Raw genomic sequence first — 12,119 nt, forward strand, 5'->3', positions numbered from 1 at the left:
AAGTTTTGTCGTCCTCGCATCCATTAGTTGTTACTGCTGCTGTTCCAGACCTCAACCTGCTGGGTGATGTAGGTACTCAGCGCCGTTAGGCCGGCCATCTTGGTGTCTAGCGCGGTATAGGTGGCGCGCAAGCGTTTTTCCACCACGGCGGCACGGGCCGTTACCTTGTCTTGCTCGGCGGTGTTGCGCTTGGTTTCTGCGGCCAGGGCATCGGTCTTGTTGTTCAAGCCGCCGCTGAAGGCCAGAAAGGCATCGGTAAAGGTTTTGACCTTGCGGGCCACGCCGTTGGTCGAGGCATCGGTGTTCTTTTGGGCAAACAAAATTTTGACATTGCCCGGGATGTCCAACGCGGTGCTCAGCTTGGTGGCATTGACCGTTAAATTGCCATCCCGCCCCAGGCTGATGCCGATCTCGGACAAGCGGCCATACGTGCCCCCGACCGTAGAGGTACCCACCATCGAGCGCAGTGCATTGCGCAAGCCGATCGCGGTGGAATCACCCTGCAAATCACCCGCTTTTTTGGTCGAATCATCAAAGGCCGTGGCATCGGCCAAATACTTATTCATCGCATTGAATGCATCGACAAACGCCTGGATATTGGTCGTCAACGCCGCTTTGTCGTTGGTGGTGGTGATCTCTACGTCACTCGTGGTCACCATAGATGCGGTGATGGTCAGGCCCGCCACCACGTCTTTGAAGCTGTTGTTGACGGAAGTCACCGCAATGCCGTTGATGGTGGCCTTGGCGTTTTGCCCGGTCTGGTAGGTATTGGCCCCCATGCCGTAGGCGGTGAGGGTCGATGCCCCCGTATTGCCGGGGTCCAGGTCCAGGTCAAAGGCCAGGGCCGACAAGCCACTGTCATTGGTGTTGTTGCCGTCCCCGGTGTCGGTGGCCTGCATGCGAAAGCTGGTGGACTCTCCGGTGCTGGCCGAGCGCAGCATGAGTCGGTCGCCCGAGGCATCGGTCAACACCGTAGCCACCACGCCCGCGCCGGCTTCGTTGATTTTGGCGGCGATTTGCGTCATGGTGTCGGTCGCTACCACGGCAATATCCACACTCGCCGCCGTGCCAGCGGTAAATTTGCTCCCCGTGGCGCCCGCAGTCCCCCAGGTACCCAGCTGCAACGTCAAGGTACCCGCAGAACCCAGCGCCGTGCTGGCCGTAACGGCATCCGACACGGTGGACTGGGCCTTCGCCAACTGCGACACGCCCATGCTAAAGCTGGTGGCGCTGGCAATGCCACTGACAGTGGCCGTGACAGCTGAACTGTTGGAGGAGGTAACCGCCACCGTATTCCAGCCACTGTCGAGCGACAGCTTGGACGCACTGTCTTGCAGGGTGGATGCCAGCGCCTTGATCTGCGAGTAATCGGATATCTTGGTCGCAATGACCGTCGCCTTGGTCTGGAGCGTGGTCAGAGGCTGTTTTTCCAACGCAATCAGTTTGGTGATGATGGACTCAACGTCCAAACCACTGCCGATACCGCTTGATGAAATACCCATGGTGACCTCCAGATCAATAACTTGCCGCGCTTGGCGGCACTAACGACAGGTGCTGCGCATACGAATAGGCGTATTTGTATCCGCATTCCAGAATGCAAAACGGCGGATAAAGGGGGTTCCTTTATCCGCCGTTCAGTTTTAGCTACTTTTTACCGATCTGCAACCTGCTGAATGGGCAGCACAGGCCGGCCTAGCGGCTTATTGCAGCAGGGACAACACGCTCTGTGGCAGCTTGTTGGCCTGGGCCACCATCGCCGTACCGGCTTGTTGCAGGATCTGGGTACGTGACAAGTTGGCAGTTTCTTGCGCAAAGTCGGCATCCACAATCCGGCCCTTGGCGGCAGAGAGGTTTTCCACGCTAATGGCGATATTGCCAGTGGCACTTTCAAACCGGCTCTGCAAAGCGCCCAGTTGCGCACGGGCCGAGTTGACCTGGTTGATCGCCGCGTCCAGCTTTTTGATAGCTACCCAAGAATTGCGCTGCGTGTCAATGCTCAAGGTGTCGATGCCCAGTGCATCGGTGGTGGTATTGGAAGAGTCAATCTTGGAAGCAATGGCGGCAGCAGTCATACCCGTGGTGGCGGTGGTGAAGCCGACCGTAGTCACTACGGTGGCATCACCGGCCGAATCCAGCTTTTCAGACATCAAATCGATGCGGTAGGTACCGGTGTCGTTCACCGACAAGAAAGCGGTTACGCCGGTATCGGTCGATTTACGGTTGATCGCTTCCACCACCTGGCCCATACGCTCGGCACCCGAGGTAGCCGCCGCAATAGCACCCAGAGAAATGCTGGTACCGCCAGTCACGGAAATGCTCAACACCCCAGTGGCAATAGTGGCCAAGGTAGACACTGAGGAAGCCGCCACAGCGCTGGCTGTTTGGTCAAACGAATAAGACACATCGGCTAAGCCCGTAGCGGTCGAATTGGTCAACGCACCCACGGTGATGTTGTCACCCGCGTTAGCGCCCACCTGAAAAGCGGCACCAGCGAACGTACCGTCCAGCACTTTTTTGCCGTTGAACGAGGTTTGCTTGGCGATACGGTCCACTTCGTCGGTCAGCTGGCTCACTTCGGCCTGCAAGGCTGCGCGGTCTTGTTTGCTGTTGGTGGCATTGCTGGACTGCACCGCCAGTTCACGCATGCGTTGCAGCATGTCACCGACCTTGCCCAACGCGCCTTCAGCCGTTTGTGCCAGAGAAATACCGTCATTGGCATTGCGTGCGCCAACCGACAGACCCTTGATCTGGCCAGAAAAACGCTCCGAAATAGCCAAGCCAGCGGCATCGTCCTTGGCGCTATTGACGCGCAGACCAGAAGACAGGCGCTGCATGGACGTGGCGAGCGAACCGCCCGAAGCCATCAGGTTGCGCTGTGCATTCAGCGAGTTGACGTTGGTATTGATAGTAGTGGTCATTTCAAAGCTCCTAAGGTGGTGGGTCCAATGACGAACCAATGAAAAGGCCCGTTGAGTAGGTTTTCGGATGCCCGCCAGAAAACTTTAGGGCTAGCGCGTAAATAAGCCGGGTTTTGTGCCGCTTATCCAAGCAACAGCAAAAACCCAAATGACCACAATTTACTTACCGCTCATGGTCGTTGGCCAGCAGAGCTGACCTCAACCGGCTTTGGCCAACTTTTATCCTCAAAGGAGCTTCGCAATGGCTGCCACGATCAATACGAATATCAATTCGCTCAACGCCCAGCGCAATCTGGCAACCAGTGCGATGGGGCTGGCCACCTCCATGCAGCGTTTGTCCTCTGGCCTGCGCGTCAATAGCGCCAAGGACGATGCGGCCGGTTTGGCTATTTCGGAGCGCATGACCACCCAGATTCGCGGCCTGAGCATCGGTGCCCGCAATGCCAATGACGGGATTTCCTTGTCGCAAACGGCTGAAGGCGCGTTGGGCAAGGTCGGCGACATGCTGCAACGCATGCGTGAACTGGCCGTGCAGGCAGGCAATGCCACGAACAGCAAGGCCGACCGGGCCGCACTACAAGCCGAAGTCGGCCAGCTCACCGATGAAATCGACCGCATCGCAAAACAAACTTCGTTCAACGGCCAAAAAATTCTCGACGGCTCGTTTGCCGGTGCCGTGTTCCAAGTAGGTGCTAACTCGGGCGATGTGGCCTCCCTGGGCGCTTTGACTAACTCCACCGCCAAAGGCTTGTCTGATGTGGCCTACGCCTACGACCAGTCGGCCAGCGCGGTGGCCGCCAGTTCGGTCAGTACATTGACCGCGATTGTGTCGGGCACCTTGAGTATCTCGGTCGCAGGCGCATCGACAGCCATAGACCTGGGCTCCATCAAGGCGGCCAGTTCCGGCGCAGAGCGCATGGGCCAGGTGGTGGAGGCGATCAACCGCAAATCCACCGACACCGGGGTCACAGCCTACCTGTCGCAAAACGACGACCAGACCTACCGTATCGACCTGTTGTCGCAAAAATTAGATGCCAATGGCGACCCCGCCGCCGTCACCTTGGCCGGTTTTTCACTGGCCACCACGGGCGAGGCCGCCACCAGCTTGGCATCCCAAATCAGCGCTACCAACACCACCACCGATGCCCTGGGCATCGACACCCTGACCATCGACACCCAGCGCAATGCCTGGGTGGCCCTGAAGAAGATCGATGCCGCCATCGACCAGGTGAACTCGGCCCGCGCCAACTTGGGTGCGCTGCAAAGCCGGTTTGAAAGCGCCGTGAGCAACATCAGCATCCAGGTAGAAAACCTGGCCGCTGCCAAGGGCCGCATCGTGGATGCCGACTTCGCCCAAGAAACCGCCAACCTGTCGCGCACGCAGATCTTGCAACAGGCAGGTACTGCGATGGTGGCCCAGGCGAACAAGCTGCCGCAGGGCGTGCTGTCGCTGTTGCAGTCGTAAGCCGCACTGGTAATAAAAAAGGCCCTTTAGGGCCTTTTTTTATGCACAAAATATGCCTCTAGCGCTTATGAGATGTGCGCGAGAAGCTACTGAATAAATAGCAAACCACACCCAACCGAACCTTACGCCGATGCAGGCGTCGGCTCGCAGCCGACCACCGGTGATGCGTACAGCACCAGATCGTAGTAATAGCCCACATTGTGCTGGCGCAGCCGGAAATGGTAGCCACCGGCATGCTGGTCGATGGCCTCCACCACGTCCAGCAGGTCTTGCGCGTAGTGGTATACGCAGGCGGCGATACGGGGCCGGTCCCGGGCCAGTAGGCCCGCCGCACCGTGCAGGGTTTTGGCCTCAAAGCCCTCCACGTCCATTTTCAAAAAGCTCAGACGTTCCAGCTCGTCATCCAGCCGCACGGTCTTCACCGTGATGCTGCCCTTGTCCACGATGTGGCTGGACATGGTGCCGGTTTCTTCAAAGTACAGCGTTTGGCGGCGGCTCGACACCGCCTTGTTCACCGGCCGGAAGTCGTGCAACGGCAAATCCGACAGTTGGGACAGTACGGAAAAGTTCGTCCGGTCGGGCTCAAACGCGGTGATGCTGCCGTACTGCCACTGGCTGGCCGCCAAAAATTTGCGCACCACCGGGCCTTCGAAAGCGCCGCAGTCGCAAAAATGCTCCCGGGTGCCCAGGGTAAAGGTGCTGGGCTGCCCGGCCATCGAAAAATACTCTTCCGACACGTCGGTGCCGATGGGCAGCAGCCAGTTGCGGTCATAGCTCAGACGGAACAGCAGATTGGCGTACAGGGTTTCGCGGCTGAGCGTGTCGTCCAGCCGGTCGGCCAGCCGCACAAAGTCGTCCAGCCGCTCCAGCGTATTGCTGCGGTAGACATTGACCGTCTCGTACACCGAAAACAGGCCATACACGGCCAGCACCGGAATGCAGTCCAGCAGCGCCACGCCCGCCTGGCGGCAACGGGCCGCCGTGAGCGCGCGGCCCCAGGCATCGTCCGAAAAATCAATTGCCAGGGCACCGGGGTGCTGGCGGGCCTGTTCCATGAACCGGGCCGTCGTCCAACACGGCACGCCGAACATCTCCGGCGCGGTCAACCCATCGTCCACCAGCGCCACCACGCCGGACATCAGGGTCAGCAAATACTTGCAACGGCTGCGCCCAATTCCCGACAGCGGCTGCAGCACAAAAAGAGGCCGCTGGGCCATGACTGCCGCAAAGTGGTCTACCGGATCGGTGCCTTGCGCCGCCAGCGCCAACAGTGCGTTTTTAAGGCTATCGCTTCTACTCACCATAAGAGGGTTTCCATTCTTCTGATTCAAGACCCGTACACCACCACGGGGTCGGCAAAGGATGCCAGGTGAAAGGTTTTAGCGGCCACATCGGCCACCAGCCGCCCCGGCTTTTGCAGCACGCACTGCTTGCCCACATGCAGTCCGTCGGGCACCAGCACCCCCATGTCCAACGTAGCATGTGCGCCCACCGTGCAGGCAGAACCCACCAGCACCCCAGGGGCTAGCCACGCAGAATGGCCTATTTTTGTGCCCGCCCCGATATGAGCACCGGCACCGACCACGCAGTTAAAGCCAATCTCAGCCCCCACCCCCACCAGTGCGCCCGCGCCAATAAAGCTGTTTTCGCCCAGCTTGGCGGTGGCCGCCACCACAGCACCAGGACACACCAGAGGCGGCATCTTGAAACCCAGGGATTTGACAATGCCCATCAGTTCAAAGCGCCGAAAGTTCAGAAACTGCGGCCCCATAGCCACAAAGGCGGTAGCACCCTCCGTAAGCATGCCGTCCAGCGCGGACAGGTCGAAGGCATAGGAGGTATCTTGGTGCAGCACCAGCTTGTGCAGCGTAAGTGTGGGTGCCACTTCCGACCAGGCCGCCAGCGCCCAGTCCAGCTCCGGGCCCAGGCCCACCACGTATTTACAGGGCAAAGCGCCCTCCCATCAGGTCCAGATACCAGTGCTCAATGGTTTGGTTCGCCGACTCAAAATCTCCCAACACGGCCGTGGGGGCCTGTGCGTGCAGTCCGGCCTGGATGCGTTCCATCACTGCAAAATCTTCGCGCAACACGGTTTCGGCACCTTGCAGATGGGCCAGCAACACGGCGGCCGACACCGCATATTTAGCCTTTTTCTTGGCGGTGACGTAATGCACCACCACGTCGGTGCGCCCCGCAGACACCGGCACGTGGTGCTCAATGATGAAAGAGTAGCCGCCCGAACCAGACGCGATATGCAAATTGGGAAACACCAGCCAGTTGTAATACCAATCGAGCTGGCCATACCGTTCTACCTTGGCATGCCAGGCGTAGGGCGGCAATGACTCCATCGGTGCATCCGGGCCACCGCTGCTGAAGCCACGCATCAAGGGCAGGGCTTCGTCGCGTCCCTGCACCCCTTGCTGGCGCAGTCGCTGCGACAAGGTCACACCAGCCTCATCCAGACTGACCGCAAATTTCACTTTCTGGTACAGCGACTGGGCATGCACATAGCGGGGGTGGTGGCTATCACGCAGGTTTTCGTAGGCCAGCTTCCAGTTCATCCGGGTCTGGAAAGTGGCTTGCAACACCTCGCCATCGAACGCCATCGACACGCCACGCAAGGATTCGAGTAGCTCTGGGCTGAACTGGTCGGTCAACGGCAGGGGCGCTTCCGACAGATTGATAAATACCAGGCCACCCACCACCTGCAGCGCATATCGCCGCAGCCGTAAACAGGCCCGTTCGGCAGCGGGGTAGCGGTAGACATCGGCCTCAAACGGAATGTGCTGCACAGCGCCATCGGCCCCGTAGCCCCAGCCGTGGTAGCTGCACACCAGCGGGCGGACCCCCTGGGGCGCCGTTTGCAGCGGGTTTTGCCGGTGCAGGCAGAGGTTTTCAAATGCCTGCAACTCACCGTGGAAGTTTTGCACTACTACTGGTACACCCCAGACGCTGCGGGTGATGAAGGCGTTGTGCTGGGCCAGCATGGACCGGAGCCCGACAAACTGCCACAGCGGCTTGAACAGTAGCGTGCGTTCGCGCGCAAACCAGTCTTCAGACTGGTAGGCCTCGGCAGTCAAGCGGGATTGCATAGCACCCTTAGCGCCTTTACTTAAACTCAAAACGCTTGGCCGGGTTGCCGAACACCGTTACCCCGGCAGGCACATTACCGATGACGACGCTGCCTGCGCCAATCACCGCGCCGTCGCCCACCTTCACGCCGGGCAGAATCGTGGCGTGCGGGTGCACCACCACGTTTTCGCCGACCTGCACGCCGCCGCCCATGAACACAAAGCTGCCCACCGTGCTGTACGACCCGATGCGCACGTCGTAGCCGACGATGCTGGTGGACAGCATGACCACAAAATCGCCTAGGACGGTGTCGGTCCCCAGGGACACACTATGTTCAAACATGCAGCCCCGGCCAATCTGCACACGTTCGGCACGGTGCATGCCGGGCGCCAGGCGCATGAATTCTGCCCCTTGCGCCAGCAGTGGCGCGGCGAAACGGCGGCGCGCCTGCGGGTCGCCCAGCGCACACACAAACAATTGCCCTGGCTGGCAAACATAGGTGAAAGGGTCGCCCAATATAGGTAAATCTTGGGGCACTGCCAGATCGGTGCGGCTGTCCAGAAAACCGCGTACAGCCCATTCCACGCCATGCCTGCACTCAGCACGCGCCAGCGCCGCCATATTCCGACCAAAGCCACCCGCGTTAACCACCAGAATATCTTGCATACGGTTCAGGTAAACGGAATCCCGCCATCCAGACTGAACGTGGTGCCGGTGACCTTGCGGCTGGCATCGCTCAGAAAGTAGATGGCGGCATAGGCAACATCTTCAGGCTGCCCCAAACCCAGCGGGTAGGCTTTATCGGCGTTCTCCAGCAAGTCTCGATGCATATTCAGCAGCGGCGTTTCCACCAGACCGGGACAAAGTGCATTGACGCGGATACCGCGCTTGGCCACCTCCAGTGCCAGGCAACGCATGCTGCCGATCAAGGCACTTTTGGAGCCTGAGTACGGCCCGACACCCACCTTGCCGGTCAAAGCTGCGATAGACGCCAGCAACAGTACCGAACCGCCTGGGCGAATCCACTGGCGGGCCAACTGACGCTGGGTGAGCAGCATGGGTGCGTAGTAATTGGTCTGCATCACCCGGTCCAGCATTTTTGCGTTGAGCATGCGCATGGGGGCCACACCGTCGACACCCGCGCTGTGTACCACGCCATCGACGGCACCCACAGCATCCGCCAGGGTCTGTATCTGCGCGGTATCGGTCAGGTCGGCCGCCAAGCAGCGGTGACCAGAGCCCGCCAGGGAGGCATGTACAGCCTCCAGCCGTGCTGTGTTGCGGCCGCTCAGCACCAATTGGGCACCAGCCAGGGCCGCTTGTACGGCAATGGCCTGTCCGATGCCACTGGAAGCGCCGGTCACAAGCACCGTCTTGCCATCCAGGCGAAAGGGGTCATGGAAGGGGCTGGACATCAGCGCATGGGCAGCGACAGGCCGCCATCAATCAACAACGAACTGCGGGTCACCCAGCGGCTTGCCGGGGCCAACAGATAGCCAATGCCGTTGGCCACGTCGCTAGGCTCGATCGTACCCAGAGGGGTCAAATCCAGTTTATCTTGCATGTCAGCATTGCTGGCCAGCGTGTTCAGCATGGGGGTGGCCACGTACCCAGGCGATACACAGTTGGCGCGGATACGCCGCTTGGCATGCTCTAGCGCCAAGGTCCGCACATAGGCGGTCAACGCGGCTTTGGCAGCAGAGTACATGCTGGTGGCCACAGGGGCGATGCGCTCAGCCACCGCTGTCACGTACACCAGCGAAGCACCATCACGGATGTGTTTGCGCGCTAGCAAACGCTGGGTCAGCAGGACCGGCACCGTAAAGTTGATTTGCATCATTTCATTCAGGTGCTTTTCGGACACCATCCGGGCCGGCACCAATTCGACGGCCCCCGCGCAAAAAACACAACCATCCAGTACAGGCAAGCTGTCCACTAGGGCATTGCGAGCAGCTTCATCGGTCAGGTCGGCCAAGTGCAGTCCATGGCCCGCACCGGGCAGGCTATCCAGCGTGGCTTGCAGCCGGGCGGGGTCGCGCCCAGTCAGCCACACCGCAGCCCCCATGCCCGCGCAGAGCATGGCTGTCGCCCGACCAATACCGGACGATGCCCCAGTGACCAACACCGTCTTGCCCGCCAAGCTGAATGCAGAACTCACAGCTCAACCATCTCCGGGAACTTGGCACCCTCAATATCCACAATGCATGAGCCCCACGACAAACCAATTCCAAAGCCGGACATCAGCAGCCGTTTGCGCCCGCCCAGCAAGGCCTCGCGCAGCCGGGCGGTCATGGTGACGGGAATGGAGGCACCACTGGTATTGCCAAAATCAGCCAGAGTAGACGGCACCTTGTCAGGTGACAAACCCAGCTTTTTACGGATAGTTTCGTTGATGAGCTTGTTGGCCTGGTGGAACAGGAAGTAGTCGATATCGGTATCCGCCATCTGGCTGAACTCCATAAGCCTGCGCACCGCCGGAGGAATCTGCTGGGTTGAAAAGCTCAGCACGGCCGGCCCGTCCAGCACCAGATCGTCCAGCCAACGCAGCACACCGAACTCATCGCGGTTGGGGGTGGTGTGCTCTACGCCATAGGGTTCGCGGTGACCACCCACGGGCAGCATGATGGCCTTGTAGCCGCTGCCGTCGCTGTTCATGTCGAAGTACATGGGCGGGGCATCCTGCACATACTCTAGCGCGGTGACGGTGCCCGCATCGGAAAACAGCGGGTCCACCACCGTGGCCGATTTGTCGCCCACCATCAGCAGACCTTTTTTCACCGCCCCCGACGCAATCAGGCTGCCCAGAATCTGCAGCCCGTAGGTATAGCCCGAGCAGCCCAGATTCACATCGAAAGCGATGCTGGTCTTGGGCAGACCCAGCCGGTCTTGCAAGATGATGGCGGTGGCCGGAATCAGGTAGTCGGGCGACTGGGTGACCACGATCACCGCGTCCACCTCTTCGCGCGCCCAACCCAGGTCGGCCAGCAGCACGCCGGTGGCCTCAAACGCCAGGTCCGAGAAGCACTGCCACTCAAAGCACATGCGCCGCTGGTGGATGCCGATGTTGCGCACAAGTCGCTCCCGTTCGGAGCGCATGGCGGGCGGGCAGTCTTGCACGTTGGACAGCACGGTGCGTGGTACGCACGAGGCCATTCCGGCATAGCGAACATGGTGCAGGGTGGACGTACCCATCTGGGTTAGCCCAACAGTGCGTAAATATCACCCACCGTGGCGCAGTTTTTCAGGTGATTGCCAGTGATGGTTTTACCGTATTCCATGTCGCACATCACGATGACACCCAAGGCCGCCAGCGAATCCCACTCGGGCAAGCTGGCCAACGGGGTGTCGCCGGTCACGGCCACGGGGTCCTGGAAATCGACGGCTTCTAGAAACTTTTCTACGAATGCATTCACGGTGCTCACAGGCATCTCTCCCTTAAAAATCAAACAAATTCAAACCCATGCCTTGACCCGGTCTAGCGCCATGGCCTGCCCTACGGCCTCCACCAAGGCGTTCTGCTGGGGGATGGACATGGCAGGAAAAAACGGCAACCCGATCAAATCACGGGCAATCGCGTTGGCGTTCGGTGTGGGGGCCGACTCCCAGCGGGCGGCGGTGCCGCGTATCTCGCCCAGCAGGGGCTGGTACCAGCGCCGGGTGCCAATTTTCAATTTCTGGCACAGACGCTCCAGGCGCAGTCGATCGGCGGCGCTGGGCATGCGGGTGCACAGCAGTACCGGCGCTGCGATCCCCCCCGGCAATGTGCTTTGCCAACGCAAGGCATCCCCGGTGGCAGCATTCATTCCGGTGCGCAACACGCTATAGAGCTCGCGCCGACTTTGCGCACAAGCATCCCAGCGGGCCAGCGACGCCAGGCCTACGGCCGCGTGGTATTCGCTCATTTTGGCGTTGGTGCCGATGCTGGCCAACACCCCGGTGGGCACACGCCCGCCGGGCTGCAAATTGATACCAAAATTGGACATTTGCCGTACCTTGGCCACCAGTGCCGCGTTAGTAGACACCACCAGCCCACCCTCGCCTGCGGGCAAGGACTTGGTGGCGTGCAGGCTGAACACCAGCGTGCCCGGGCTGCCGTGCAGCCACTGGCTACCAAAAGCACCCGCCGCATCCACGATCACCGGCAAGCCGGTGGACTGCTCAAACAGGCTCCAGGCGGCCATGTCTTGCGGCGTACCAAAAGTGGCTACGGGAACTACCGCGTCAAACGCCACATGCTGGCGCATCTGCCAAGCCATGCCGGGGGTCATCAGCCAACTGTCGGGGTCCACATCGCCCAGCACCGGCACATGGCCAGCGCGCACCACGGCGGTGGCGGTGGCAACAAAAGTGAGGGCTGGCACCAGCACCCTGGAACCCGGGGGGAGGGCCAAGGCGGTCAAGGCAAGTTCCAGCGCCAGCGTGGCACTGCTGGCGGTGGTAACTACCGCCGTCGGGGTGGTCGCTTGGAAGCGCACCGCCAACTGCTGCTCCAGCTCACAAACCAAAGGGCCAAAATTGGAGTATTGCCGGGCGGCATGCATGCGTTGCAAATAGGGCATCAGCTCTTGCGGACTGGGCAGATCCGGCACCAGCAGGGGAACAGAGGTTTCTAAATGCATCGGATCAGTCTACACGCAAGGACCGGCTGAAATGGCCGGAATAGA

The 12,119-nt window shown here is 60.3% G+C and carries 12 protein-coding genes; 1 reads left to right on the forward strand and 11 read right to left on the reverse strand.

What is annotated here, in order from left to right; all coding sequences use genetic code 11:
• Window positions 1–23: 23 nt before the first annotated feature.
• Complete coding sequence (fliD, locus tag AC0969_RS12485) at window positions 24–1,502, reverse strand: flagellar filament capping protein FliD (RefSeq protein ID WP_479624464.1); 1,479 nt, start codon at window positions 1,500–1,502, stop codon at window positions 24–26.
• A 198-nt stretch (window positions 1,503–1,700) separates the two neighbouring features.
• Window positions 1,701–2,918: a flagellin N-terminal helical domain-containing protein gene (locus AC0969_RS12490; protein WP_479624465.1), complete on the reverse strand. Its 1,218-nt coding sequence runs from the start codon at window positions 2,916–2,918 to the stop codon at window positions 1,701–1,703.
• Between the two features lie 241 nt (window positions 2,919–3,159).
• Here AC0969_RS12490 and AC0969_RS12495 point away from each other — a divergent pair, with 241 nt between their 5' ends.
• Window positions 3,160–4,383 carry a flagellin N-terminal helical domain-containing protein gene (locus AC0969_RS12495; RefSeq protein ID WP_479624466.1) on the forward strand — a complete coding sequence of 408 codons (1,224 nt, stop codon included), beginning with the start codon at window positions 3,160–3,162 and terminating at the stop codon, window positions 4,381–4,383.
• Window positions 4,384–4,505: 122 nt separating this feature from the next.
• Here the strand turns inward: AC0969_RS12495 and AC0969_RS12500 are convergent, their stop codons facing one another.
• The 9 genes from AC0969_RS12500 to AC0969_RS12540 are packed head-to-tail and all read right to left on the reverse strand — an operon-like array spanning window position 4,506 to window position 12,074.
• A complete protein-coding gene (locus AC0969_RS12500; RefSeq protein ID WP_479624467.1) occupies window positions 4,506–5,687 on the reverse strand; it encodes an FkbM family methyltransferase in 1,182 nt (393 codons plus the stop codon).
• A 23-nt stretch (window positions 5,688–5,710) separates the two neighbouring features.
• Complete coding sequence (locus AC0969_RS12505) at window positions 5,711–6,334, reverse strand: DapH/DapD/GlmU-related protein (RefSeq protein ID WP_479624468.1); 624 nt, start codon at window positions 6,332–6,334, stop codon at window positions 5,711–5,713.
• On the reverse strand, window positions 6,324–7,475 hold the full coding sequence (locus tag AC0969_RS12510; protein ID WP_479624469.1) for an aromatic ring-hydroxylating oxygenase subunit alpha: 1,152 nt from the start codon (window positions 7,473–7,475) through the stop codon (window positions 6,324–6,326). The genes AC0969_RS12505 and AC0969_RS12510 overlap by 11 nt, the downstream gene beginning before the upstream one ends.
• A 16-nt stretch (window positions 7,476–7,491) precedes the next feature.
• Window positions 7,492–8,121, reverse strand: coding sequence for a DapH/DapD/GlmU-related protein (locus tag AC0969_RS12515; protein ID WP_479624470.1), 630 nt, complete (start codon window positions 8,119–8,121; stop codon window positions 7,492–7,494).
• A 5-nt stretch (window positions 8,122–8,126) separates the two neighbouring features.
• The gene (locus AC0969_RS12520; protein WP_479624471.1) at window positions 8,127–8,870 is read right to left on the reverse strand and encodes an SDR family NAD(P)-dependent oxidoreductase; all 744 of its coding nucleotides are present in this window, start codon (window positions 8,868–8,870) and stop codon (window positions 8,127–8,129) included.
• Window positions 8,870–9,613, reverse strand: a complete 744-nt coding sequence (locus AC0969_RS12525) for an SDR family NAD(P)-dependent oxidoreductase (protein ID WP_479624472.1) — start codon at window positions 9,611–9,613, stop codon at window positions 8,870–8,872. The genes AC0969_RS12520 and AC0969_RS12525 overlap by 1 nt, the downstream gene beginning before the upstream one ends.
• A complete protein-coding gene (locus tag AC0969_RS12530; RefSeq protein WP_479624473.1) occupies window positions 9,610–10,647 on the reverse strand; it encodes a ketoacyl-ACP synthase III in 1,038 nt (345 codons plus the stop codon). The genes AC0969_RS12525 and AC0969_RS12530 overlap by 4 nt, the downstream gene beginning before the upstream one ends.
• A 5-nt stretch (window positions 10,648–10,652) precedes the next feature.
• Window positions 10,653–10,877 carry an acyl carrier protein gene (locus tag AC0969_RS12535; RefSeq protein WP_479624474.1) on the reverse strand — a complete coding sequence of 75 codons (225 nt, stop codon included), beginning with the start codon at window positions 10,875–10,877 and terminating at the stop codon, window positions 10,653–10,655.
• 30 nt (window positions 10,878–10,907) lie between these two features.
• A complete protein-coding gene (locus AC0969_RS12540; protein WP_479624475.1) occupies window positions 10,908–12,074 on the reverse strand; it encodes a DegT/DnrJ/EryC1/StrS family aminotransferase in 1,167 nt (388 codons plus the stop codon).
• Window positions 12,075–12,119 lie beyond the last annotated feature (45 nt).

This window comes from Rhodoferax sp. LB1P47, assembly GCF_056521445.1.